At 68.3% G+C, this 25570-nt stretch carries 23 protein-coding genes; 2 read left to right on the top strand and 21 right to left on the bottom strand.

Annotation, left to right across the window (positions count from 1 at the left end):
- Window positions 1-5: 5 nt before the first annotated feature.
- From rpsC to rpsJ, 8 genes are read right to left on the bottom strand one after another with little or no spacing between them, the layout of a single operon-like run.
- Window positions 6-836 (bottom strand): 30S ribosomal protein S3, encoded by an 831-nt coding sequence (gene rpsC, locus ABD335_RS19310; protein ID WP_344324874.1) that lies wholly within the window; start codon window positions 834-836, stop codon window positions 6-8.
- Entirely contained in the window at window positions 836-1183 is a 348-nt protein-coding gene (gene rplV, locus ABD335_RS19305) for a 50S ribosomal protein L22 (RefSeq protein WP_037733110.1), read from the bottom strand. Before rplV ends, rpsC begins: the two co-directional genes overlap by 1 nt.
- 46 nt (window positions 1184-1229) lie before the next feature.
- Window positions 1230-1511, bottom strand: a complete 282-nt coding sequence (gene rpsS / locus ABD335_RS19300; protein WP_344324871.1) for a 30S ribosomal protein S19 — start codon at window positions 1509-1511, stop codon at window positions 1230-1232.
- A 14-nt stretch (window positions 1512-1525) separates the two neighbouring features.
- On the bottom strand, window positions 1526-2362 hold the full coding sequence (rplB, locus tag ABD335_RS19295) for a 50S ribosomal protein L2 (RefSeq protein ID WP_344324869.1): 837 nt from the start codon (window positions 2360-2362) through the stop codon (window positions 1526-1528).
- A 40-nt stretch (window positions 2363-2402) separates the two neighbouring features.
- A complete protein-coding gene (gene rplW / locus ABD335_RS19290) occupies window positions 2403-2726 on the bottom strand; it encodes a 50S ribosomal protein L23 (RefSeq protein ID WP_344324866.1) in 324 nt (107 codons plus the stop codon).
- Entirely contained in the window at window positions 2726-3391 is a 666-nt protein-coding gene (gene rplD / locus ABD335_RS19285) for a 50S ribosomal protein L4 (RefSeq protein WP_344324863.1), read from the bottom strand. Before rplD ends, rplW begins: the two co-directional genes overlap by 1 nt.
- Before the next feature lie 8 nt (window positions 3392-3399).
- Window positions 3400-4047: a 50S ribosomal protein L3 gene (gene rplC, locus ABD335_RS19280; protein ID WP_344324860.1), complete on the bottom strand. Its 648-nt coding sequence runs from the start codon at window positions 4045-4047 to the stop codon at window positions 3400-3402.
- 14 nt (window positions 4048-4061) lie between these two features.
- Window positions 4062-4370: a 30S ribosomal protein S10 gene (rpsJ, locus tag ABD335_RS19275; RefSeq protein ID WP_344324857.1), complete on the bottom strand. Its 309-nt coding sequence runs from the start codon at window positions 4368-4370 to the stop codon at window positions 4062-4064.
- A 1180-nt stretch (window positions 4371-5550) separates the two neighbouring features.
- On the opposite strand from rpsJ, the gene ABD335_RS19270 reads away from it, so the two are divergent.
- Window positions 5551-6357, top strand: coding sequence for a hypothetical protein (locus ABD335_RS19270; RefSeq protein ID WP_344324855.1), 807 nt, complete (start codon window positions 5551-5553; stop codon window positions 6355-6357).
- Window positions 6358-6433: 76 nt separating this feature from the next.
- On the opposite strand, the gene ABD335_RS19265 is transcribed toward ABD335_RS19270, so the two are convergent.
- A complete protein-coding gene (locus tag ABD335_RS19265) occupies window positions 6434-6640 on the bottom strand; it encodes a DUF397 domain-containing protein (RefSeq protein WP_344324853.1) in 207 nt (68 codons plus the stop codon).
- The gene (locus ABD335_RS19260; RefSeq protein WP_344324850.1) at window positions 6637-7524 is read right to left on the bottom strand and encodes a helix-turn-helix domain-containing protein; all 888 of its coding nucleotides are present in this window, start codon (window positions 7522-7524) and stop codon (window positions 6637-6639) included. Before ABD335_RS19260 ends, ABD335_RS19265 begins: the two co-directional genes overlap by 4 nt.
- Before the next feature lie 685 nt (window positions 7525-8209).
- Between ABD335_RS19260 and ABD335_RS19255 the strand changes: the two genes are divergently transcribed.
- Complete coding sequence (locus ABD335_RS19255; protein ID WP_344324847.1) at window positions 8210-8641, top strand: ATP-binding protein; 432 nt, start codon at window positions 8210-8212, stop codon at window positions 8639-8641.
- 140 nt (window positions 8642-8781) lie between these two features.
- On the opposite strand, the gene ABD335_RS19250 is transcribed toward ABD335_RS19255, so the two are convergent.
- The 11 genes from ABD335_RS19250 to ABD335_RS19200 form a co-directional block, all read right to left on the bottom strand.
- A complete protein-coding gene (locus ABD335_RS19250; protein WP_344324844.1) occupies window positions 8782-9306 on the bottom strand; it encodes a hypothetical protein in 525 nt (174 codons plus the stop codon).
- A gap of 325 nt (window positions 9307-9631) precedes the next feature.
- Complete coding sequence (gene tuf, locus ABD335_RS19245) at window positions 9632-10825, bottom strand: elongation factor Tu (RefSeq protein ID WP_344324841.1); 1194 nt, start codon at window positions 10823-10825, stop codon at window positions 9632-9634.
- 225 nt (window positions 10826-11050) lie between these two features.
- Entirely contained in the window at window positions 11051-13171 is a 2121-nt protein-coding gene (gene fusA, locus ABD335_RS19240; protein WP_344324838.1) for an elongation factor G, read from the bottom strand.
- A 38-nt stretch (window positions 13172-13209) separates the two neighbouring features.
- On the bottom strand, window positions 13210-13680 hold the full coding sequence (gene rpsG / locus ABD335_RS19235) for a 30S ribosomal protein S7 (protein ID WP_344324835.1): 471 nt from the start codon (window positions 13678-13680) through the stop codon (window positions 13210-13212).
- A gap of 2 nt (window positions 13681-13682) precedes the next feature.
- Complete coding sequence (gene rpsL / locus ABD335_RS19230) at window positions 13683-14054, bottom strand: 30S ribosomal protein S12 (protein ID WP_003948652.1); 372 nt, start codon at window positions 14052-14054, stop codon at window positions 13683-13685.
- A 395-nt stretch (window positions 14055-14449) separates the two neighbouring features.
- Window positions 14450-14929 carry a DUF1707 and DUF4190 domain-containing protein gene (locus ABD335_RS19225; RefSeq protein WP_344325676.1) on the bottom strand — a complete coding sequence of 160 codons (480 nt, stop codon included), beginning with the start codon at window positions 14927-14929 and terminating at the stop codon, window positions 14450-14452.
- Between the two features lie 250 nt (window positions 14930-15179).
- Entirely contained in the window at window positions 15180-19079 is a 3900-nt protein-coding gene (locus tag ABD335_RS19220) for a DNA-directed RNA polymerase subunit beta' (RefSeq protein ID WP_344324832.1), read from the bottom strand.
- A gap of 139 nt (window positions 19080-19218) precedes the next feature.
- The gene (gene rpoB, locus ABD335_RS19215) at window positions 19219-22704 is read right to left on the bottom strand and encodes a DNA-directed RNA polymerase subunit beta (RefSeq protein ID WP_344324829.1); all 3486 of its coding nucleotides are present in this window, start codon (window positions 22702-22704) and stop codon (window positions 19219-19221) included.
- 488 nt (window positions 22705-23192) lie between these two features.
- Window positions 23193-23585, bottom strand: coding sequence for a 50S ribosomal protein L7/L12 (gene rplL / locus ABD335_RS19210; RefSeq protein WP_344324823.1), 393 nt, complete (start codon window positions 23583-23585; stop codon window positions 23193-23195).
- Window positions 23586-23676: 91 nt separating this feature from the next.
- Window positions 23677-24228: a 50S ribosomal protein L10 gene (gene rplJ / locus ABD335_RS19205; protein WP_344324820.1), complete on the bottom strand. Its 552-nt coding sequence runs from the start codon at window positions 24226-24228 to the stop codon at window positions 23677-23679.
- Between the two features lie 327 nt (window positions 24229-24555).
- The gene (locus tag ABD335_RS19200) at window positions 24556-25467 is read right to left on the bottom strand and encodes an SCO4651 family lipoprotein (RefSeq protein ID WP_344324817.1); all 912 of its coding nucleotides are present in this window, start codon (window positions 25465-25467) and stop codon (window positions 24556-24558) included.
- Between the last annotated feature and the right edge of the window lie 103 nt (window positions 25468-25570).

Genomic DNA, 25570 nt, shown 5'->3' with positions numbered 1-25570 from the left:
GACGGTCAGGCCTCCTTTCCGGCAGAGCCGGTGCTCTCGGCAGCCGGAGCGGAGGTGTTCGCCTCGGCGGCCTTGGGAGCCTCGGTCCGGTCCTGCTGCGGCTTGCGGCCGCGGCCACCGCGCTCGCCACCGCGGCGCGGACGGTCGCTGCCACCGCGCGACGGGCGGTTGCCGGCGCGGGCGGCGGCGTTCTCGGCGCGGACCTCGGCGATGTTCTTGACGTCGCCCTTGTAGATCCAGACCTTCACACCGATCCGGCCGAAGGTCGTCTTGGCCTCGAAGAAGCCGTAGTCGATGTTGGCCCGGAGGGTGTGCAGGGGGACGCGACCCTCGCGGTAGAACTCGGTGCGGGACATCTCGGCGCCGCCGAGACGACCGCTGCACTGGATCTTGATGCCCTTGGCGCCGGCCTTCATCGTGCTCTGCATCGACTTGCGCATCGCACGGCGGAAGGAGACGCGGGAGGACAGCTGCTCGGCGACGGCCTGGGCCACCAGCTGAGCGTCCGTCTCCGGGTTCTTGACCTCGAGGATGTTGAACTGGATCTGCTTGCCGGTCAGCTTCTCCAGCCGACCGCGGATGCGCTCCGCCTCGGCGCCGCGGCGGCCGATCACGATGCCCGGACGGGCGGTGTGAACGTCGACGCGAACGCGGTCACGGGTGCGCTCGATCTCCACCTTGGAGATGCCGGCCCGCTCCATGCCCTGCGTGAGCAGGCGGCGGATCTCGACGTCCTCCTTGATGTAGTCCTTGTACAGCTTGTCGGCGTACCAGCGGGACTTGAAGTCCGTGGTGATGCCGAGCCGGAACCCGTGCGGGTTGATCTTCTGGCCCATTACCGGGTTCCTTCCTTGCTGCTGACGACCACCGTGATGTGGCTGGTCCGCTTACGGATCCGGTAGGCGCGGCCCTGGGCGCGCGGACGGAACCGCTTCAGGGTCGGACCCTCGTCGACGTACGCCTCGGAGACGTACAGGCTGTCGACGTCCGTGTGGTCGTAGTTGTGCGCGGCGTTGGCAATGGCGCTGTCGAGCACCTTGCCGACGGGCACGCTCGCGGCCTGCGGGGCGAAACGCAGGACCGCCTGAGCCTCCGTGGCGTCAAGGCCACGGATGAGGTCCACCACTCGGCGGGCCTTCATGGGCGTGACGCGGATGTACCGCGCCTGGGCCCTGGCTTCCATGGTTGTCCCTTCGGTGTCGGTCATTGGTCTTCGCTTGTTCCGCAGATCAGCGACGACGCGACTTGCGGTCGTCCTTCTCGTGGCCGCGGAAGGTGCGGGTCGGCGCGAACTCGCCGAGCTTGTGGCCGACCATCGACTCGGTGACGAACACCGGGACGTGCTTGCGGCCGTCGTGCACCGCGATCGTGTGGCCCAGCATGGCCGGGACGATCATCGAGCGGCGGGACCAGGTCTTGATGACGTTCTTGGTGCCGGCTTCGTTCTGGGCTTCCACCTTCTTGATCAGGTGGTCGTCGACGAAGGGCCCCTTCTTGAGACTGCGCGGCATCGAAAACCCGCCTCCTAGCGCTTCTTGTTCGTCTTGCGGCGGCGGACGATGTACTTGTTGCTGGCCTTCTTCGGCGAGCGAGTACGTCCTTCCTTCTTGCCCCACGGCGAGACCGGGTGGCGACCACCGGAGGTCTTGCCCTCACCACCACCGTGCGGGTGGTCGACGGGGTTCATGACCACACCGCGGACGGTCGGGCGGACGCCCTTCCAGCGCATACGGCCGGCCTTGCCCCAGTTGATGTTCGACTGCTCGGCGTTGCCGACCTCGCCGACGGTGGCGCGGCAGCGGACGTCGACCAGGCGGATCTCACCGGACGGCATGCGCAGGTGGGCCATGCGGCCCTCCTTCGCCAGCAGCTGCACGGAGGCACCGGCGGAGCGGGCGAACTTCGCACCGCCCCCGGGACGCAGCTCGATGGCGTGGATGACCGTACCCACCGGGATGTGGCGCAGCGGGAGGTTGTTGCCGGGCTTGATGTCGGCACCCGGACCGTTCTCGACCCGGTCGCCCTGCTTCAGGCCGGCCGGCGCCAGGATGTAGCGCTTCTCGCCGTCCAGGTAGTGGAGCAGGGCGATGCGGGCGGTGCGGTTCGGGTCGTACTCGATGTGCGCGACCTTGGCCGGCACGCCGTCCTTGTCGTGACGACGGAAGTCGATCACGCGGTAGGCGCGCTTGTGGCCGCCGCCCTGGTGGCGGACGGTCACACGACCGGCGTTGTTACGGCCGCCCTTGCTGTGCAGGGGGCGGACCAGCGACTTCTCCGGCGTGGACCGCGTGATCTCGACGAAGTCGGCGACACTGGCGCCACGACGGCCCGGAGTCGTCGGCTTGTACTTGCGGATACCCATTTCTCAGTCCTCGTCCGATATCGGACGGCTCGACCTCCGATTAGGAGATCGGACCGCCGAAGATGTCGATACGGTCGCCCTCGGCGAGGGTCACGATGGCGCGCTTGGTGTCGGCGCGCTTGCCGTAGCCGGTCCGAGTGCGCTTGCGCTTGCCCTGCCGATTGATCGTGTTGACCTCGGTGACCTTGACCGAGAAGACCGCCTCGACGGCCTGCTTGATCTGGGTCTTGTTGGCACGCGGGTCGACGACGAACGTGTACTTGTTCTCGTCCAGCAGCGCGTAGCTCTTCTCCGAGACCACCGGCTTGATCAGGATGTCGCGGGGCTCGGTGAAGGTCTTGCTGGTAACGGTCGCCTCGGTCATCAGGCGTTGCTCCCTTCGCGCTCGGCGGTCCGCCGGGAAACAGGGGCACCAGCCACGAAGCTCTCGAAGGCGGCCTTGGTGAAGACCACGTCGTCGGAGACGAGCACGTCGTAGGTGTTGAGCTGGCCCGGCTCCAGGATGTGGACCTGGGGCAGGTTGCGGGCGGACAGCCACGCGGCCTCGTCGCTCCGCTCGGCGACCAGCAGCACGTTCTTACGGTCGCTGATCTTGCCGAGCAGGGCCTTGGCGGCCTTGGTGGAGGGGGTCTCGCCCTCGATCACGCCGGTGACGACGTGGATGCGGTTGTGGCGCGCCCGGTCGGAGAGGGCACCGCGCAGGGCGGCGGCCTTCATCTTCTTCGGGGTCCGCTGCGAGTAGTCGCGCGGCACGGGACCGTGCACGACGCCACCACCGGTGAACTGCGGAGCGCGGATCGAACCCTGACGGGCGCGGCCGGTGCCCTTCTGGCGGTACGGCTTCTTGCCGCCGCCGCGGACCTCGCCACGGGTCTTGGTCTTGTGCGTGCCCTGACGGGCAGCGGCCAGCTGCGCGACGACGACCTGGTGGATCAGCGGGATGCTGACCTTGGCGTCGAAGATCTCCGCGGGGAGCTCGACGGTCCCGGCCTTGTCGCCTGCCGGCGAAAGGATGTCAATGGTGCTCATCGGTTACCTCAGGCCCCCTTGGCCGCGGTACGGACCAGGACGAGGCCGCCGTTCGGACCGGGAACCGCGCCCTTGATGAGCAGCAGACCCTTCTCCGCGTCAACGGCGTGGACGGTCAGGTTCTGGGTGGTGACCCGCTCGTTGCCCATGCGGCCGGCCATGCGCAGGCCCTTGAACACACGACCCGGGGTGGCGCAGCCGCCGATGGAACCGGGCGAGCGGTGCTTGCGCTGCGTGCCGTGGCCGGCGCCGAGGCCGCCGAAGCCGTGGCGCTTCATGACACCGGCGGTGCCCTTGCCCTTGCTCTTGCCGGTCACGTCGACCTTGACACCGGCCTCGAACACCTCGGCGGTGATCTCCTGGCCGAGCGTGTACTCGCCGGCGTCGGCGGTACGCAGCTCCACCAGGTGGCGGCGCGGGGTCACGTTGGCCTTGGCGAAGTGGCCCTTGAGGGGCTTGTTGACCTTGCGCGGGTCGATCTCGCCGAAGGCGATCTGGACGGCCTCGTAGCCGTCCCTGTCTGCGGTGCGCACCTGGGTGACGACGCAGGGGCCGGCCTTGACGACGGTGACCGGGACGACACGGTTGTTCTCGTCCCAGACCTGGGTCATGCCGAGCTTCTCGCCCAGGACACCCTTGATCTGCTTGGTGGTCATCTCTACCGGGCCTCTCAGAGCTTGATCTCGATGTCGACGCCGGCCGGCAGGTCCAGGCGCATCAGCGAGTCAACGGTCTTCGGCGTCGGGTCGAGGATGTCGATCAGGCGCTTGTGGGTACGCATCTCGAAGTGCTCGCGCGAGTCCTTGTACTTGTGCGGCGACCTGATGACGACGTACACGTTCTTCTCAGTGGGCAGCGGCACCGGGCCCGCGACCGACGCACCGGTACGGGTCACCGTCTCGACGATCTTCCTCGCCGAGGTGTCGATGACCTCGTGGTCGTAGGCCTTGAGCCGGATGCGGATCTTCTGTCCCGCCATGGCTACTTCGTGGTCCTGTCTCTCGTCACGCTCTGGGACCCGGCAGGTCCTGCTTCTCCGACCCACGCGGTCGGGCGTGTCGCACCCCTGTCGACATGGATATCCCTTGAGGATTTCCCTGTGCGGGGGATGCGGTACGGAGACCGCCGGCCGGGGAAGACACCCACCGGGCGCCTGGCTGGCACCCCGCTGACGCTTCCCGGAAGATTCCCGTACTTCCGCCCCTGATGAGGGGCGACGAATACATTGGGACTCGCTTCCGGTCCTCCCGGCGGGAGGCGCGCAGCATCGGCACTCAACCGAGCAACTTGGACAGTGTGCCATATGGCCCATGCGGGCCGCCAATCGAGACCCGTGAAGATACCCCGCGAGGAGCCCGCTCAACCGCGCCGCCCCGGGCGATCGTCCGGAGCCGCACGGGGCCTCCGCGCGTGTCCCTGTCCATACCCCTGTATAACCCGTACAAGAGGTATCACGATCCTACGATCCGACAGCGCCATGACGGTGTGTCACGGATCGACACCGTGTGTGTCCGCCGCGGACTTTCGGCTTCCTCCCGTCGGCGTTCTCCGACTCGTTCCGGTCTCCGCCGCCTCGCCGGCGCTCCGTCCGCGCGCATGTCGATCGGCCGACGATCCCACGATTTCCCCTTCCCCGGCAAGCTCCACGACCCTGGGCGATGGACCGACCACGGAGAGGCGATGGGCGGGCGGCCCTGGGGCGGCGCGCTTCCGCGCGCACTCCTTCGAGAGATCGTGTCGCGTGTGCCGCCCCCCTTGGACGATCGGTGTCCTCGAATTCCGCGATGTTCCCCCGCGCCCGTGATCCTCCCGACCGGGACGAAGCACGGGAGCCATCCGATGACGCACACCAGTGAGCCCCTGGCAGCGGAGTTCGAGCGTCTTCGACGCCGTCCGGGCGCCGGTTCGGCCCCGCTCGTCCTCCGCGAGTTCGCGGTGGACGTCTCCGGCGACCCGGCTCCGTACGCCGGGCGGCTGCGCTCGGTGCGCTCGGCCGCGGTGGGCCCGGGGTCGCCGCGGACTTCGAGAAGGACGGACTCCCCACCGACAGCGTGCCGGACTGGTTCGTCGCGGCCTGCTCGCCGAACGGGGACGGGGGCTCCCGGCTTCGCGAGGAACGGCCGCGCCGCGTACGAGGCCCGCACGGGGAGCCACGGACCATGCCGCTGTGCGAGGAGCACCACCAGCGGAGCCACGGCGAGCGCGTGGCGGACGTCCGGCCCCGTCGGCGCATCCTGGCCGGTCCCGCCTCCGTCTCGCCCCAGGCACGGCGCAAGGGAATGATGTCGGCCATGGCGCGCAACAGCGAGGCGTACCGCACCCTGCGGACCGTGACCCATCCGGAACTCGTGGCCTTCTGCGCGGCATGCGCCGAACGCGGCAGCGGCATCCACAGACTCCTGGGAGAGCCGGAAGAGGCCGCACTGTTCGAGGAGGCGCTGTCTCTCGGGTGGAACGCCGCCCGCGGCGAGGTGGACGACGAGGCGGTGGTCGACCTCGTCGAGGAGGCGGAGGAACTCCTGGGCTGCGAGGACGACGAAGACGACGAGGACGACACCGAGAGCCGGGGTTTCCACGCCACCCAGTCGCTGATGCTCGCCGTCAACACCCTTTCCGTCTACCTGAACCCCGCCCCCGAGAGGGCCGAGATGTCGGGGCAGACCATGGAAACCCTCCTGTCCGGCTTCGACTTCACGCTCGGCGGAGAACGCGCGGTGATCACCAGGGCCGGGGAGTCCTCCCCGGTCGGAGACCTCCAGCGGCTGGAGCAGGAGGCCCAGACGCGATTCCTGGCGTCCTACATCGACGGAACGGGCAGCCTCCTTCGCGGCACGACGCCCGAGGAGATGCGCCACTCCTGCCTCGCCGCCCGTGAACGGATCGCGCACGCGGTCGAGACGCTGGCCGAACTCCGTGGGTGGGAAATCCGTGGGACCGGAGCAGCGCCCGGTCGTCCACGACCCTGATGGGCCCTTCCGACCGGCCACACCGCAGGGCGTCCCGTGCCCGGACCCACCAGGCGCGGGACGCGGGCGGTCGAGGTCAGCGACCCGCCGTGTGGGACACGAAGCTGTCCCACGCCTCCGGTGCGAACACGAGTCGCGGCCCCTGCACGTTCTTGGAGTCGCGGACGTGGATGGTGCCAGGGGTGGTGGCGACCTCGACACAGTCGTTGTCGTTGGCCCCGCTGTAGCTGCTCTTGAACCACTCCAGCACGGAACCGTCTCCGGCAGAGGGCTTGAGGGTCATGTCATCTCTCCCAGCAGTTTCTCGATGAAGGCCAGCGACTCCCGTGGGCTGAGAGCCTGGGCCCGGATGATCCCGTACCGCAACTCAAGGAGCTGAACCTCCCTGGGATCGGAGACCAGGCGGGTGTTGAGTTGTGCCTCGGAGTAGCCCACCGCTGTGCCGTCCCTGAGCTTCAGCACGTGGAGCTGGCCTCCCATCCCGGCATGGTCCTCACGGTCCGTCGGCATCACCTGGATCTCGACATGCCGCAACTGGCCGATTTCCAGCAGGTGTTCGAGCTGACGTCGCAGGATCATTCTGCCTCCGAGCGGGCGCCGGAGCGTCACCTCTTCCTGGACAAAGGTCAGCGTGGGAGTGGGCTTCCGTGTGAAGATCTCCTGCCGTGCCAGACGTGCTGACACGTACCGTTCGAGGTCGTCCTCGGAGTGAGCCGGGCGGCGCATGCTGAACAGCGCCCGTGCGTACTCCTCCGTCTGGAGCAGACCAGTGATGTTGTGGTTGTTGTAGGAGCCCATCTCGGTGGCCTCGGCCTCCAGCCTCGCCAAGTCCCGGACCTTCTTCGGGTACCGGGCCTCCGCCACGTCCTCCTTCATCGCCACGAGCTTGCCGCCCGCGCCCAGGACCTCGTCCGCCTTCGCCAGGAACTCCGGGTGCGGCAGCCGCCTGGCCCGCTCCACCGCCGAGACCATGCCCAGGCTGTAGCCGATGGCCTGGCCCAACTCCTCCTGCGTCAGCCCGGCCGCCTCCCGCCACAGCTTGATCTGACGGCCGGCGGCCCTCACCACCGGGGCGTACTCGTCGTCCCACTCGGCTCCCCAGGAGGCGCCGTCCGCGCCGTCCGTCGTGTGGTCCTTGCGTGCCGTGCCTTCGTTGTCCACGCTCATCTGCACCAACCCCTCCATCCGTGCCCGTGTCCAACGGCGTCCGCCCCGGCCCGTCACCTCGCACAGGCCGCACAAAAAGGGCCCGCATTCGCACAACCGCCCCGCACGCGAACACCATCACCCGTAACGCTAAGCGATCAATGGGGACTCTGGGTGATGAGAAGCAGAAAATCACCCGAACCGGAAATTCCACTCTTCTGTTTCCAGACGCCCCGAACTCCCGGTCCTGTTCGTCCCGTCCCACAGGGCGCCGGCGCGTCCGGCTTCTCCTTCGAGGACACGGCCCGGCCCGGACCGAATCCCGGCGGGACACCATCACGACCGGCACCGCGTTCGGAGCGGGATTCCGGCCTGCCGAGGGCCATCGGCCCGTTCCGCGTCGCGCGGCTGGTCTTCACCCCTTCGCGTTCCGACCGGATCGTGGACCCGCCGCCGAGTTCCCGGGCGAGCGCCTCGACCGGCTCGGCCGGCGTCCTGCTGCCGGCGGTCGCCTTCCCGCTCGTGATCGGGGCGTTCATCGCGGTGGCGCGTCCGCCGTCGTGACGCCCAAGACGGCCCGTGGCACGTCGCACCCGGCACGCCGCACCGCACAGAGCCGCACGGGCGGGGACGCGATTCGACAACCGTCCGCTGACCGCATGTCGGCACTGGCCGGCTCCGCCACGGAACGGACACGCTGCGTGACGTGAGTCCAGACATCACCCGAGCCGAAGATTCCGCCCTCGTCCGCGAGTTCGCCGTGCTGCTCTCCCCCACCCGCCGGGGCGCCCGTCTCGCCAGGCTCCTCACCACGGCGCACCTGGCCGCCTGGGGACTGCCCACCGAGCCGGCCGCGCAGATCGTCGCCGAGCTGGCCAACAACGCCGTCCTCCACGGGCGCGTGCTCGGACGGGACTTCCGGCTCGGGCTGCGCGTCACCGACGACCGCACCCTCCGCGTCGAGGTGGCCGACGCGCGCGGCGACCGCCTCCCCGCCGTCCCCCGTCCGCCGGCGCCTGACGACGCGGAGGGCGGACGCGGGCTGCTGCTGGTCGAGGCGCTGGCCGACCGCTGGGGTGTGGAGATCGGGCCGACGCCCCGCAAGACGGTCTGGGCCGAGCTCGCCCTCCCCTTCTGAAAGCCCCGCCGCCCGTGCCCGCCGACGGCAGGTGCACGTCGTCACCGTCGACCGTCCCCGACGGTCGCCCCGCACCCTCCCCGCGGTTCCCCAGGGCGCCGAAGTGGGGGGAACCGGGCGCCCTGCGCCGGGAACGTCCGCTACTTCACCTTGTACGTGCAGCCGGAGACGTCCTTGCCGTTCCCGTTGTCGTCGACCTTCTCGCCGTCGACCTTGATGACGCACGACGCGGCCGTGAACTGCCCGTTCTCGCCCATCACCGAGCCCGGCACGATCGTCACCAGGACGCCGACCTTCTGCTCGGCGGGCGTCAGGGAGAGCTCGACCGTCTTGCTCCACGGGAGCGTGACCTGCTCGGTCTTGTCGGTGCCCGCCGTGTAGTGGACCTGCGTCTTCCCGTCCCCGTCGACTTCGAGGGTCACCTCGCGCGTGACCTCGCCGCCCTTGGACCCGTCGGCGCCGCCCCCGGAGGAGCCCTCCGAGGCTCCGCCCGACGACTCCCGCGACTCCTCGTCCTGCCGCCCTTCGCCGGCCGAGGGCCCGGCGGACGCCGCGGCGCCGTCCTTCTTCCCCGCCTCGGCTCCCTTGTCCCCGCCGTCGCCGCCGCAGCCCGTCAGCAGGGCGGTCGCCGCGACGAGGGCCAACCCGGTGACCGTCTTGCGCATGTCTCCCCCTCGTGGATCGTGATCGGTCCGGCGATCCTAGCCGGCCACTTCCGCCGGGGTACGGCGGGATGGACGGCCGTCGCCGGTGGCGGCGCGTCAGGAATGGTGGGAGACGGGGACTCGCCGCCGGACCGGGCGGACCGCGCCGACCGTGCGGAGGAGCCGGCGCCGGCGCCCGCCGCGGCCCGACGGCCGGGGAAACGACCGCCCCGGCGCCGGGGACGGAAGCCCGGAAACGCGGAAGGGGCCCGCACGACACGATGTCGTGCGGGCCCCTTCACCGGCCGAGGCCGGCGAGCCGCCTGTCAGACGGCGGCGAACCGGGTCACTTGATGATCTTGGTGACCTGGCCGGCGCCGACGGTCCGGCCACCCTCGCGGATGGCGAACTTCAGGCCCTCCTCCATGGCGACCGGCTGGATCAGCTGGACGGTCATGGCGGTGTTGTCGCCCGGCATGACCATCTCGGTGCCCTCGGGGAGGGACACGACACCGGTCACGTCGGTGGTCCGGAAGTAGAACTGCGGACGGTAGTTGTTGAAGAACGGGGTGTGGCGACCACCCTCGTCCTTCGACAGGATGTAGGCCGTGGCCTCGAACTCGGTGTGCGGGGTGACCGAACCCGGCTTGATGATGACCTGGCCGCGCTCGACGTCCTCGCGCTTGATGCCGCGGAGCAGCAGACCGACGTTCTCACCGGCCTGGCCCTCGTCGAGCAGCTTGCGGAACATCTCGATGCCGGTGACCGTGGTCTTGGTCTTCTCTTCCTTGATGCCGATGATCTCGACTTCCTCGTTCACCTTGAGGACACCGCGCTCGATACGGCCGGTGACGACCGTACCGCGACCGGTGATGGTGAAGACGTCCTCGATCGGCATCAGGAACGGCTTGTCGACGTCGCGCTCGGGCTCCGGGATGGACTCGTCGACGGCCTTCATCAGGTCGAGGACGGACTGCGCCCACTTCTCGTCGCCCTCGAGCGCCTTCAGCGCCGAGACGCGGACGACCGGAACGTCGTCACCCGGGAACTCGTACTCGCTGAGCAGCTCGCGGACCTCGAGCTCGACGAGCTCCATGATCTCCTCGTCGTCCACCATGTCGGCCTTGTTCAGGGCGACGACGATGTAGGGGACGCCGACCTGGCGGGCCAGGAGCACGTGCTCCTTGGTCTGCGGCATCGGGCCGTCGGTGGCGGCGACCACGAGGATGGCGCCGTCCATCTGGGCAGCACCGGTGATCATGTTCTTGATGTAGTCCGCGTGACCCGGGCAGTCGACGTGGGCGTAGTGGCGGCTCTCCGTCTGGTACTCGACGTGCGAGATGGAGATGGTGATACCGCGCTGGCGCTCCTCAGGAGCCTTGTCGATGTTCTCGAACGCCGAGACCTCGTTCAGGTCGGGGTAGGCGTCGTGCAGCACCTTGGTGATCGCCGCGGTAAGGGTGGTCTTACCGTGGTCGATGTGACCGATGGTGCCGATGTTGACGTGCGGCTTAGTCCGCTCGAACTTCGCCTTCGCCACTGGGGTCCTCCTGTGGACTGGTGCTGTACTCCCCCGCGCTCTGCGGAAGGGTTCAGGTGGTCGTGCCGAACCGGTCAGGACCCCGAGGGGGACGCCCTTGACCGTTTCGCTTCTGGGGCGGGGCGCCGGGGCCCCCGCCGCCGGACCTGTGCGGCCCGACGGCGGGCACCCCGAATGCCTTGTTGTGCTCCAGCCTAATGGGTGGATAGCGCCACGAAACGTGCGCTACTCGCCCTTGGCCTTCGCCACGATCTCCTCGGCGACGTTCTTGGGAACCTCGGCGTAGGAGTCGAACTGCATCGAGTAGCTCGCGCGACCGGAGGTCTTGCTGCGCAGGTCACCGACGTAGCCGAACATCTCCGACAGCGGAACCAGGCCCTTGACGACCTTGGCCCCGGCGCGGTCCTCCATGGCCTGGATCTGGCCACGGCGGGAGTTGATGTCACCGATCACGTCGCCCATGTACTCCTCGGGCGTGGTGACCTCGACGGCCATCATCGGCTCCAGCAGGGCCGGGCTGGCCTTGCGGGCGGCCTCCTTGAAGGCCATGGAACCGGCGATCTTGAACGCCATCTCGGAGGAGTCGACGTCGTGGTAGGCGCCGTCGAGCAGCGTCACCCGCACGCCGGTGAGCGGGTAGCCCGCCAGCACGCCGAACTCCATGGCCTCCTGGCAGCCCGCGTCCACGGAGGGGATGTACTCCTTCGGGATGCGGCCACCGGTGACCTTGTTGACGAACTCGTAGCCGTCGCCCTCGAGAGGCTCGACCGCGATCTGCACCTTCGCGAACTGGCCGGAACCACCAGTCTGCTTCTTGTGCGTGTAGTCGACCTTCTCGACGGCCTTGCGCAGGGTCTCGCGGTAGGCCACCTGCGGCTTGCCGACGTTGGCCTCGACCTTGAACTCGCGCTTCATCCGGTCGACCAGCACCTCGAGGTGCAGCTCGCCCATGCCGGCGATGATGGTCTGCCCGGTCTCCTCGTTGGTCTTGACCTGGAAGGACGGGTCCTCCTCGGCCAGACGCTGGATGGCGACACCCAGCTTCTCCTGGTCGCCCTTGGACTTCGGCTCGATGGCGACCTCGATCACCGGGGCCGGGAAGTCCATGGACTCCAGGATCACCGGAGACGCCGCGTCGCAGAGGGTCTCGCCCGTGGTGGTCTGCTTCAGACCCATGACGGCGATGATGTCGCCGGCGCCCACGCTGTCGATCTCCTCACGCTTGTTCGCGTGCATCCGGTAGATCTTGCCGATGCGCTCCTTCTTGCCCTTGACGGAGTTCAGCACCTGGGTGCCGGACTCCAGGCGGCCCGAGTAGACCCGGACGAAGGTGAGCTTGCCGAGGTGCGGGTCGCTCATGATCTTGAACGCCAGAGCGGCGAGCGGCTCCTCGTCGGAGGGCTTCCGCCTGACCACCTCGTCGGCGTCGGCCGGGGACTGGCCCTCGATCGCCTCGATGTCCAGCGGGGACGGCAGGTACCGCACGACCGCGTCGAGCAGGGGCTGGACGCCCTTGTTCTTGAACGCGGTGCCGCAGAACACCGGGGTGACGGTGGTGCCGCCGCCCTTGCCGGAGTTGATGGTGATGCGGCGGATCGCCGCGTACAGCTGCTCCTCGGAGAGCTCCTCGCCCTCCAGGTACAGCTCCATCAGCTCCTCGTCGTTCTCGGCCACGGCCTCCAGCAGCTTGCCGCGCCACTCCTCGGCCTGCTCCGCCATCTCGGCCGGGATGTCGACGATGTCGTACATCTCGCCCTTGGCGGCCTCGGCCGACCACACCAGGGCCTTCATGCGGACCAGGTCCACGACGCCCTTGAAGTCGGCCTCGGCACCGATCGGGAGCTGCATGACCAGCGGCTGCGCACCGAGGCGGTCCACGATCATGTCGACGCAGCGGAAGAAGTCCGCGCCGGTGCGGTCGAGCTTGTTGACGAAGCAGATGCGCGGAACGCCGTAGCGGTCCGCCTGACGCCACACCGTCTCGGACTGCGGCTCGACACCGGCCACACCGTCGAACACCGTCACCGCACCATCGAGCACGCGCAGCGAACGCTCCACCTCGACGGTGAAGTCGACGTGGCCCGGGGTGTCGATGATGTTGATGGTGTGATCGACGTCGTCGAGCGACCAGTGACAGGTCGTGGCCGCCGACGTGATGGTGATGCCGCGCTCCTGCTCCTGCTCCATCCAGTCCATGGTGGCAGCGCCGTCGTGGACCTCACCGATCTTGTAGCTCACACCGGTGTAGAACAGGATCCGCTCGGTGGTGGTCGTCTTGCCCGCGTCGATGTGGGCCATGATCCCGATGTTCCGGACCCTGGCCAGGTCAAGTGAAGTGGTAGCCATAAGGCTCAGTCTTCTCTCGGTTCTCGATGGGGAAGCGACTACCAGCGGTAGTGCGCGAAGGCCTTGTTGGACTCGGCCATCTTGTGAGTGTCCTCGCGCTTCTTCACGGCGGCGCCGAGGCCGTTGGAGGCGTCGAGCAGCTCGTTCATCAGACGCTCGGTCATGGTCTTCTCACGACGCGCGCGGGCGTAGCCCACGATCCAACGCAGCGCGAGAGTGGAGGAACGGCCGGGGCGGACCTCGACCGGAACCTGGTAGGTGGCGCCACCGACGCGGCGGGAGCGGACCTCGAGGGTCGGCTTCACGTTCTCGAGCGCGCGCTTGAGCGTGATGACCGGGTCGTTGCCGGTCTTCTCACGCAGGCCCTCCATGGCGCCGTACACGATGCGCTCGGCGGTGGAGCGCTTGCCGTTCAGGAGCACCTTGTTGATGAGGGAGGTCACCAGAGGAGAGCCGTACACCGGGTCGACGATGACCGGTCGCTTCGGGGCGGGGCCCTTACGAGGCATGCTTACTTCTCCTTCTTGGCGCCGTAGCGGCTGCGAGCCTGCTTGCGGTTCTTGACGCCCTGGGTGTCGAGGGAGCCGCGGATGATCTTGTAGCGAACACCCGGCAGGTCCTTCACACGGCCACCACGCACGAGCACGATGGAGTGCTCCTGCAGGTTGTGGCCCTCACCCGGAATGTAAGCGGTGACCTCGATACCGCTGGTCAGACGCACACGCGCGACCTTGCGCAGGGCCGAGTTCGGCTTCTTGGGGGTGGTGGTGAAGACGCGCGTGCAGACACCGCGGCGCTGGGGCGAACCCTCGAGTGCGGGCGTCTTGTTCTTCTCGACCTTGTCCTGCCGGCCCTTGCGGACCAACTGCTGGATCGTAGGCACCGTTTCTCCGGTTTCTGTGTGCCAGTCTCGGTACAACTAACCCGGGCCACTCGCCGACCCACGCGGTCGGGCGTGTCGAAGGCTGCACACTCCCGTCAGCACGGGGCCCTCTGGGTGAGAAGCATGCAGATTTCGGTGTCCCCGTCTTCACTTCCCGCGGCGTCTTGGCGCACACGAGAGCGCAGGGGATACCCCAGGCACAAGGTCAGAGCGTACCTACCGCATCGGCTCCGGTCAAAACAAATGCCCATGCCACCGTAGTGGGCACGACGCGGAAGGGGAAGAGCGCCCAGGGCGCTTCCACGGCCCCTCCACGACCCTCTCCGCGGGCCCTTCGTCTCGGGGCCGCGCGGGGGCCCGAAGACCCGTCGAGAGCCGTTCTCCGGCCTCTCCGACTACCCCTGGGCGGCCAGTATCACCACCAGCGCGATCAGCACGCCGAATCCGATCGCCAACCAGCCCAGGACCAGCCCGGCCATGGCCAGTCCGTCCCCCTTCTCCCCGGTGCGCCGGATCTCCGCGCGCGCCTTGTGCCCCAGGATCACGGCGGGGATGGCGGTGATCCCGTAGAAGGGCGTGAGCACCCCGCAGATCATGGCCGCGGTGGCGGAGGTGTTGGTCTGCGGAGGAGGCGGCAGGAAGGTGCGCGGCACCGCCGGCTGGTACGGCTGCGGGTACTGCTGCGGCGCGGGAGCGGGCACCGCCATCGGCCCCTGCGGCAGATCGGCGATGAGCGCGTGCAACTCCCCGTACGTCTGTGCCTGCTGGGCACGGGTCAGCCGCTGCTCGTACTCGGCCTTGCCCAACCGCCCCTCGACGAAGCCGGCCTTGAGCACGTCGATCGTGCGCTCGCGGTCCGCGTGGGACGCCCGCATCATCGGCATCTGCGACATCTGGTGCGACACCTGCGGAACCTGCGGCGGATGCGACCCCGGACCCGCCTGCCCCGGCAGCCCGTGCCTGCCCCACGGCTGGTACGACACCGGCCTCACCTCCCCGCTCCGGACTTCCCCCATCATCCATGACGTTCGCGCGCCTTGGGGAGTTCCGGACGGTAACGACACCGCGGGGCGGCCCCCGGAAAGGGGACCGCCCCGCGGGCGTCACAGGACCGTGTCGCCGGCCTCAGCCGTTGTACGGACCGTAGTCGTAGTCCTCCAGCGGAACCGCCTGGCCGGAGCCCGTGCCGAAGGGCGAGTAGTCGATGTCGTCGTAACCGACGGCCGAGTACATCGCCGCCTTGGCCTCCTCGGTCGGCTCGACCCGGATGTTGCGGTAGCGGGACAGACCCGTACCGGCCGGGATGAGCTTACCGATGATGACGTTCTCCTTGAGGCCGATCAGGGAGTCCGACTTGGCGTTGATCGCCGCGTCGGTCAGGACCCTGGTCGTCTCCTGGAAGGACGCCGCCGACAGCCACGACTCGGTGGCCAGCGAGGCCTTGGTGATACCCATCAGCTGCGGACGTCCGGAAGCCGGCTGGCCGCCCTCCGCCACGACGCGGCGGTTCTCGGCCTCGAACTTCGAACGCTCCACCAGCTCACCGGGCAGCAGCTCGGCGTCGCCGGACTCGATGATCGTCACGCGGCGCAGCATCTGCCGGATGATGATCTCGATGTGCTTGTCGTGGATCGACACACCCTGCGAGTTGTAGACCTTCTGGACCTCGCCCACCAGGTGCACCTGGACCGCGCGCTGGCCGAGGATGCGCAGCACGTCGTGCGGGTTGGTGGCACCGACGGTCAGCGGCTGGCCGACCTCGACGTGGTCGCCCTCGGAGACCAGCAGACGGGCGCGCTTGGAGACGCCGTAGGAGGTCTCGTCGGAACCGTCGTCGGGGGTGACGACGATCTTCTTGGTCTTCTCGGTCTCCTCGATCCGGACGCGGCCCGCCGCCTCCGAGATCGGGGCGACACCCTTGGGCGTACGGGCCTCGAACAGCTCGACGACACGCGGCAGACCCTGCGTGATGTCGTCACCGGCCACACCACCGGTGTGGAAGGTGCGCATCGTCAGCTGGGTGCCGGGCTCACCGATGGACTGGGCGGCGATGATGCCGACGGCCTCGCCGATGTCCACCAGCTTGCCGGTCGCCAGCGAGCGGCCGTAGCACATGGCGCAGGTGCCGACGGCGGACTCGCAGGTGAGCACCGAGCGGGTCTTGACCGTCTCCACGCCGTGCTGGATCAGCTCCTCGATCAGCACGTCGCCCAGGTCGGTACCGGCCGGGGCCAGCACCTTGCCGTCGACGACGACGTCCTCGGCGAGGCAGCGGGCGTAGACGCTGGTCTCGACGTTGTCCGCCTTGCGCAGCACACCCTCGGAGTCCTTGGAGGCGATCACCAGACGCAGGCCGCGGTCGGTGCCGCAGTCCTCCTCGCGGATGATCACGTCCTGGGAGACGTCCACCAGACGACGGGTCAGGTAACCCGAGTCGGCGGTGCGCAGCGCGGTGTCCGCCAGACCCTTACGGGCACCGTGCGTGGAGATGAAGTACTCCAGCACGGACAGACCCTCGCGGAACGACGCCTTGATCGGCCGCGGGATGGTCTCGTTCTTGGCGTTGGACACCAGACCACGCATACCGGCGATCTGGCGCATCTGCATCATGTTTCCGCGCGCGCCCGAGTCGACCATCATGAAGATCGGGTTGGTCTTCGGGAAGTTCTCCGCCATGGCCTCGGCGACCTCGTTGGTCGCCTTCGTCCAGATGGCGATGAGCTCCTGGGACCGCTCGTCCTTCGTGATCAGACCGCGCTCGTACTGCTTCTGGACCTTCTCGTCCTGGGCCTCGTACCGCGCGATGATCTCCTTCTTGGCCTCGGGGACCACGACGTCGGAGATCGCGATGGTGACGCCGGAACGGGTCGCCCAGTGGAAACCGGCCGACTTGAGGTTGTCCAGCGCCGCCGCGACGACGACCTTCGGGTAGCGCTCGGCGAGATCGTTGACGATCCCGGAGAGCTGCTTCTTGCCCACGGTGTTGTCGACGAACGGGTAGTCCTCGGGCAGCAGCTCGTTGAAGAGCGCACGGCCCAGGGTGGTCCGCAGCCGGAAGGGGTCTCCGGGCTGCCACTCGGCCTCGCCCTCCTCGGGCGCCGGCGGGGTCCAGCCGCGGGGCGGGACCGAGCCGACCGGGAAGCGGATGTCGACCTTCGCCTGGAGCGACAGCTCCTTGGCGTCGAACGCCATGATCGCCTCGGCGACCGAGTTGAAGGACCGACCCTCGCCCTTGACCTCGCCCTCCACCTCGTCGGTGGTGAGGAAGAACAGGCCCAGCACCATGTCCTGGGTCGGCATGGTGACCGGACGGCCGTCGGCCGGCTTGAGGATGTTGTTCGAGGACAGCATCAGGATGCGGGCCTCGGCCTGGGCCTCCGCGGACAGCGGCAGGTGCACGGCCATCTGGTCACCGTCGAAGTCCGCGTTGAACGCGGTGCACACGAGCGGGTGGATCTGGATGGCCTTGCCCTCGACCAGCTGCGGCTCGAAGGCCTGGATGCCCAGACGGTGCAGGGTCGGCGCACGGTTGAGCAGCACCGGGTGCTCGGCGATGACCTCTTCGAGCACGTCGTACACGACCGTGCGGCCGCGCTCGACCATGCGCTTGGCCGACTTGATGTTCTGCGCGTGGTTGAGGTCCACCAGGCGCTTCATCACGAACGGCTTGAAGAGCTCCAGCGCCATGGCCTTGGGCAGACCGCACTGGTGCAGCTTCAGCTGCGGGCCGACGACGATGACGGAACGCGCCGAGTAGTCGACTCGCTTGCCGAGCAGGTTCTGACGGAAACGACCCTGCTTGCCCTTCAGCATGTCGCTGAGGGACTTCAGCGGGCGGTTGCCCGGACCGGTCACCGGCCGACCGCGACGGCCGTTGTCGAACAGCGCGTCGACGGCCTCCTGGAGCATGCGCTTCTCGTTGTTCACGATGATCTCGGGCGCGCCGAGGTCGAGAAGCCGCTTCAGGCGGTTGTTGCGGTTGATGACGCGGCGGTACAGGTCGTTCAGGTCACTGGTCGCGAAGCGGCCACCGTCGAGCTGCACCATCGGGCGCAGGTCCGGCGGGATCACCGGGACGCAGTCCAGCACCATGCCCTTGGGGCTGTTGCGGGTGTTCAGGAAGGCGGAGACGACCTTGAGGCGCTTGAGCGCGCGGGTCTTCTTCTGGCCCTTCCCGGTCCGGATGATCTCCCGGAGCTTCTCGGCCTCCTCCTCCAGGTCGAAGGTCTCCAGGCGCTTCTGCAGCGCCGCGGCACCCATCGAGCCGTCGAAGTAGGTCCCGAAGCGGTCGCGCAGCTCGCGGTAGAGCAGCTCGTCGCCCTCCAGGTCCTGGACCTTGAGGTTCTTGAAGCGGTTCCACACCTCGTCCAGGCGGTCGATCTCGCGCTGGGCGCGGTCGCGGATCTGCTTCATCTCCCGCTCGGCGCTCTCGCGCACCTTGCGGCGGGCGTCGGCCTTGGCGCCCTCGGTCTCCAGCTCGGCCAGGTCCGACTCGAGCTTCTTGGCGCGGGCCTCCAGGTCGGCGTCGCGGCGCTGCTCGATCTGCTGGCGCTCCACGGAGATGTGGGCCTCCAGCGACGGCAGGTCGCGGGCACGGCGCTCCTCGTCCACCCACGTGATCATGTAGGCGGCGAAGTAGATGACCTTCTCCAGGTCCTTCGGGGCGAGGTCGAGGAGGTAGCCCAGACGGGAGGGCACGCCCTTGAAGTACCAGATGTGGGTGACGGGGGCGGCCAGTTCGATGTGGCCCATCCGCTCACGGCGCACCTTGGCGCGGGTCACCTCGACGCCGCAGCGCTCACAGATGATGCCCTTGAAGCGGACGCGCTTGTACTTGCCGCAGTAGCACTCCCAGTCCCGGGTGGGGCCGAAGATCTTCTCGCAGAAGAGTCCGTCCTTTTCCGGCTTGAGGGTGCGGTAGTTGATGGTCTCCGGCTTCTTGACCTCGCCATGCGACCACTGACGGATGTCGTCGGCGGTGGCCAGGCCAATTCGCAGCTCGTCGAAGAAGTTGACGTCGAGCACTCTCGTCAATCCCTCTCAGGGTTGTGCCCCTCGCATCAGCGAGACAAGGGGCTCTGTCGTGGTCTGAACGGGGGTCCCGGGGAAAGCCGGGGGACCGCCCTTCCTCCCTGGGGAGGGGTGCGGCGCCCCGGCCGGCCCGTCAGACCTCTTCGACGCTGCTCGGCTCTCGCCGGGACAGGTCGATACCGAGTTCTTCCGCGGCGCGGAAGACGTCCTCGTCGGTGTCACGCATCTCGATGGACATACCGTCGCTGGACAGCACCTCCACGTTGAGGCACAGGGACTGCATCTCCTTGATGAGCACCTTGAAGGACTCCGGGATGCCCGGCTCGGGGATGTTCTCGCCCTTGACGATGGCCTCGTAGACCTTCACGCGGCCGGTGACGTCGTCGGACTTGATGGTCAGCAGCTCCTGGAGGGCGTACGCGGCGCCGTACGCCTCCAGCGCCCACACCTCCATCTCACCGAAGCGCTGGCCACCGAACTGGGCCTTACCACCCAGCGGCTGCTGGGTGATCATCGAGTACGGACCGGTCGAGCGGGCGTGCAGCTTGTCGTCGACCAGGTGGTGCAGCTTGAGGATGTACATGTAGCCGACCGAGATCGGCTCCGGGAACGGCTCGCCGGAGCGGCCGTCGAAGAGCCGGGCCTTGCCGGAGGGCAGGACCAGTCGGTCCCCGTCGCGGTTCGGCAGGGTGGCCTCGAACAGACCGGCGATCTCGTCCTCGCGGGCACCGTCGAACACCGGGGTGGCGACGTTGGTGCGCGGGGCGACCTCGTCGGCGCCGATCGCGGCCAGGCGCTTCTTCCACTCCTCGTCGATCCCCTCGACCTTCCAGCCCTGGGAGGCGAGCCAGCCCAGGTGGATCTCCAGGACCTGTCCCGGGTTCATGCGGGACGGGACGCCGAGCGGGTTGAGGATGACGTCGACCGGGGTGCCGTCCTCCATGAACGGCATGTCCTCGATCGGCAGGATCTTGGAGATGACGCCCTTGTTGCCGTGGCGGCCCGCGAGCTTGTCACCGTCGGTGATCTTGCGCTTCTGGGCCACGTAGACGCGGACGAGCTGGTTGACGCCCGGAGGCAGTTCGTCGCCCTCCTCGCGGTCGAAGACGCGGACGCCGATGACCTTGCCGGTCTCGCCGTGCGGCACCTTCAGCGAGGTGTCGCGGACCTCGCGGGCCTTCTCGCCGAAGATCGCGCGGAGCAGGCGCTCCTCCGGGGTCAGCTCGGTCTCGCCCTTCGGCGTGACCTTGCCGACCAGGATGTCACCGGCCTCGACCTCGGCACCGATGCGGATGATGCCGCGCTCGTCGAGGTCCGCCAGAACCTCCTCGGAGACGTTCGGGATGTCCCGGGTGATCTCCTCGGGGCCGAGCTTGGTGTCACGGGCGTCGACCTCGTGCTCCTCGATGTGGATCGAGGAGAGGACGTCGTCCTGGACGAGGCGCTGCGACAGGATGATCGCGTCCTCGTAGTTGTGGCCCTCCCACGGCATGAACGCCACGAGCAGGTTCTTGCCGAGCGCCATCTCGCCCTGGTCCGTCGAGGGGCCGTCGGCGAGGACCTGGCCCTCGACCACGCGGTCGCCCTCGTCCACGATCACCTTCTGGTTGAAGGAGGTGCCCTGGTTGGAGCGGAAGAACTTGGCGACCCGGTACGTGGTGTACGTGCCGTCGTCGTTGGCCACCGTGACGTAGTCGGCGGAGACCTCCTGGACCACGCCGTCCTTCTCGGCCTTGATGACGTCACCGGCGTCGACCGCGGAGCGGTACTCCATGCCGGTGCCGACCAGCGGGGCCTCGGCCCGGATCAGCGGGACGGCCTGGCGCATCATGTTCGAGCCCATGAGCGCGCGGTTGGCGTCGTCGTGCTCCAGGAACGGGATCATGGCGGTCGCGACCGACACCATCTGGCGCGGCGAGACGTCCATGTAGTCGACCTCGTCGCCGGGGACGTAGTCGACCTCGCCGCCGCGGCGGCGGACCAGCACACGGCCCTCGGCGAACCGCAGATCGTCCGTCAGCGGCGCGTTGGCCTGCGCGATGACGTAGCGGTCCTCCTCGTCGGCGGTCAGGTAGTGCACCTCGTCGGTGACCTGGCCGTCGACGACCTTGCGGTACGGGGTCTCCACGAAGCCGAACGCGTTGACGCGGCCGTAGGAGGCGAGCGAGCCGATCAGACCGATGTTCGGGCCTTCGGGGGTCTCGATCGGGCACATGCGGCCGTAGTGCGACGGGTGCACGTCACGGACCTCGAAGCCCGCCCGCTCACGGGACAGACCGCCCGGACCCAGCGCCGACAGGCGGCGCTTGTGGGTCAGACCCGACAGCGGGTTGGTCTGGTCCATGAACTGGGAGAGCTGGCTGGTGCCGAAGAACTCCTTGATGGAGGCGACGACCGGCCGGATGTTGATCAGGGTCTGCGGCGTGATCGCCTCGACGTCCTGGGTGGTCATCCGCTCGCGGACGACGCGCTCCATACGGGCCAGACCCGTGCGGACCTGGTTCTGGATGAGCTCGCCGACGTTGCGCAGGCGACGGTTGCCGAAGTGGTCGATGTCGTCGGTCTCGACGACGACCGTCTGACCGTTGTCGCCGGTCATCTCGGTCTCGCCGGCGTGCAGCTTCACCAGGTACTTGATCGTCGCGATGATGTCCTCGACGGTCAGCACACCGGCGTCCAGCGGCTGGTCGATGCCCAGCTTCCGGTTGACCTTGTAACGGCCCACCTTGGCCAGGTCGTACCGCTTGGGGTTGAAGTACAGGTTCTCCAGCAGCGTCTGAGCGGCCTCGCGCGTCGGCGGCTCGCCCGGACGCAGCTTGCGGTAGATGTCGAGCAGCGCGTCGTCCTGGCCCTGGGTGTGGTCCTTCTCCAGGGTGGCGCGCATGGACTCGTACTGGCCGAACTCCTCCAGGATCTGGTCGTTGGTCCAGCCCAGGGCCTTGAGGAGGACGGTGACGGACTGCTTGCGCTTGCGGTCGATGCGGACACCGACCATGTCGCGCTTGTCGATCTCCATCTCCAGCCAGGCGCCCCGGGAGGGGATGACCTTGGCGGAGAAGATGTCCTTGTCGGAGGTCTTGTCGATGGTGCTGTCGAAGTACACGCCGGGCGAGCGCACCAGCTGCGAGACGACGACACGCTCGGTGCCGTTGATGACGAAGGTGCCCTTGTTGGTCATGAGCGGGAAGTCGCCCATGAAGACCGTCTGGGACTTGATCTCGCCGGTCTCGTTGTTGGTGAACTCGGCGGTGACGAACAGCGGCGCGGCGTAGGTGAAGTCGCGCTCCTTGCACTCGTCGATCGAGTTCTTCGGCGGCTCGAAGCGGTGGTCGCGGAAGGTGAGCGACATCGACCCGGAGAAGTCCTCGATCGGGGAGATCTCCTCGAAGATCTCCTCCAGACCGGACTTGGTGGGGACGTCCTCACCGCGGGCCAGCGCGGCCTCGACGCGAGCCTTCCAGGCGTCGTTGCCGAGCAGCCAGTCAAAACTCTCGGTCTGCAGCGCAAGGAGGTTCGGAACCTCGAGGGGCTCCTTGATCTTCGCAAAGGAGATACGCAGCGGGGCGGTGCTGGCGCCGTTGTTCGAATGGGCAGTCGAGGCGTTGCGCGAGGCGGCCAAGAGGGGGTCCTTCCGAGGGCTCGGACTCACTACGCGCATGCCGTGCCCCTGGTGACGGGCAGGGGGCAGTTAATAGGCAGCGCAAAGGGTCAGTGTAGCCACAAGGCCCACTGATGTCCAGTGCGGATTCCGGAGACCGGCACGGGGTACCAATCTCTCCCTCCGGGAGGGGGCGAGCCCCTCGTTGTTCAACACCTGCCGCAAGGTTTCCCGCTTCGTCGGCGATCCATGCCTCGGATCGTGGATCGGTGTGACGACGCGTCCTGAGAATTGCGCGCTACGTGCCGTTCGTCAAGGCCCCCACCCCCCGAGGTCGTCGGGAGACGTGCGGCCGGACAGCGATGATCACCTTACCCGCCACGCTTCGCCAGACAAGACGACCGTCGCGGAAACGACCGAAGGCGACCACCCTCATGGGTGATCGCCTTCGGTGGGAGTGGAGTCAGCGGACTCCGAGAGTGACCGAAGTCACGCGGTGATGCCCGAGGTCACTTGACCTCGACCGAGGCGCCGGCGCCCTCCAGGGCCTCCTTGGCCTTGTCCGCGGCCTCCTTGTTGACCTTCTCCAGGACGGGCTTCGGAGCACCGTCGACCAGGTCCTTGGCCTCCTTCAGACCCAGGGAGGTCAGCTCGCGCACGACCTTGATGACCTGGATCTTCTTGTCGCCGGCGGCGGCGAGGATGACGTCGAACTCGTCCTTCTCCGGCTCGGCCTCGGCGGCACCGCCGGCGGCGGCGCCACCCGGGGCGGCGGCGACGGCGACCGGGGCGGCGGCCTCGACGTCGAACTTCTCCTCGAAGGCCTTCACGAACTCGGAGAGCTCGATGAGGGTCATCTCCTCGAACTGCGCGAGCAGCTCTTCCTGGCTGAGCTTCGCCATGATGGCGGTCCTTCCACTAAGTCGGCTGGTGCCGGATTGTCCATGTCGGCGGGCGTACAGTGGCCCGCTGCGACCGAGTGCGCCGTTGTGGTTACTCGGCCTCGGCGGGAGCCGGCGTACCGGCACCGCCCTGCTCGACCTTGCTGCGAAGGGCGTCCGCGGTGCGGACGAACTTCGAGAGCGGGGCCTGGAAGGTCGCCGCGGCCTTCGCCATGGACGCCTTCATGCCACCGGCCAGCTTGGCGAGCAGCACCTCGCGGGACTCGAGGTCCGCGAGCTTCCTGATGTCGTCCGCGGACAGCGCCTTGCCCTCAAGGACACCGCCCTTGATGACGAGCTGCGGGTTGTCCTTGGCGAAGTCACGGAGACTCTTCGCCGCCTCGACCGGGTCACCGGTCACGAACGCGACAGCGGTCGAGCCGACGAAGAACTCGTCGAGCTCGGTGACCCCGGCCTCGTTGGCCGCGATCTTGGTCAGCGTGTTCTTCGCCACACGGTACTGAGCGTTCTCACCGAGCGAACGGCGCAGGTTCTTGAGCTGCGCGACGCTGAGACCGGTGTACGCGGTCACAACAGCGGCGGTGGAGTTCTGGAACTCCTCCTTGATCTCCGCGACAGTCGCGACCTTGTCGGGACTCGCCATGAGCCTCGGCCCTCCTTTCCGGGTGATGCGATCCTCGACCGGACCTTTCGGCCGGCCATGACGCCGGACCGCCCACGTCGGGCGCACGAGGAAGGGGGCTTGCGCAAAACGAAACGCCCCGGCGCAGGGCACGGGGCGTGACTCGACCGGACACACACGTCCGGAAGTCCTCCACGGTCACCTGCGCAGGTCGCCCGCTCCAAGCGGATCCTTCGGCCACCGCGCTCCGGGATCCGATGGAGATCCACGAGAGACACGGCAACGACCAGCGGTCTTTGGCTTCCGTGGAAGAGTACGTGAACGCCGTCGCGTCGGGCAAATCCGGACTCAGACGCCGCCGATCCCCTCGTCGTCCCGTCCGCTCAGCCGCTCGAACACCTCCACGAGGTCGGTCGTCTCGTCCGCCGGCGGCGCCTCCACCGAGACCGGGACGCCGTAGTCGTCGTAGGTCTGCGAGACGGCGATCGTCCCCTCGGGGCCGTCCATCTCCATGTCGATCCTCACCGGGCGGTCGCGCTCGTCGACCCAGACCTCGATGTCGAAGCCCTCCACCCCGGCCTTCTCCATGGCGTCCAGCATCTCCTCGCGCTCCTCGGAAGCGAGCCGCCCCGAGGAGGAGTCGGCCTCCAGGGCCTCCTCCATGGTGAGCGTGCCGCCGTAGTGCTCGGTGACGACGCCGTCGACCGTCTCCTCGCCGATCCGCTCGATGTCGGGCGAGTCCAGGAGCAGGGCCATCTGGTGGGCCGGGCTCCGGCCCATGCCCAGCAGGCCGTTCACCGACGACTCGGCCGGCCACTCGGCGCCGGTCTTCTCCGCCATCGCCCGGAAGTCCGTCTTCACCCACGGCCCGACGCCGAAGGTCTCGCCGGCCTCCTCGCCGAGGTGCACGTACATCACCTCGTCGACCAGGAGCATCCGCGTCCGGTCCGGGCCCTTCCCCGGCCCGAGGGCGCCGCCGGTCACGGTCACGTCCATGACGGCCGGTTCCCAGCCCAGCACGCCGGACATCCTCGTCTCGCCGCCGGTCACGCCGGGCATCGACACGGTCAGCTCGACCTCGGCGGTCCTGGCCTCCCCCGTCTTCTCCACGGCCGTCCGGATGGCCTGGAAGACGGCGCTCGGCCGCCCGCGGTCCCCCGCCGCCCCGTCGTTTCCTCCCCCGTCGCCGGAGCACCCCGAGAGCGCCACGGCCGTCACCAGGGTGGTGACCCCGAGCACGGCCCTGTGTGTGAGACGCATGGTCCCCCCTGTCGGTGTGGTGTCGGACACGCCTCACAGTACCGACCACGAGGTGCCGCACACAGGCACCGAAAAAGCCGGGCCCCGCTCCAACTCGGAAGCG

Origin of the sequence: Streptomyces macrosporus (assembly GCF_039533145.1) — a bacterium.
GTDB lineage: Bacteria > Actinomycetota > Actinomycetes > Streptomycetales > Streptomycetaceae > Streptomyces > Streptomyces macrosporus.
This window is presented reverse-complemented; position numbering and strand designations above follow the sequence as displayed.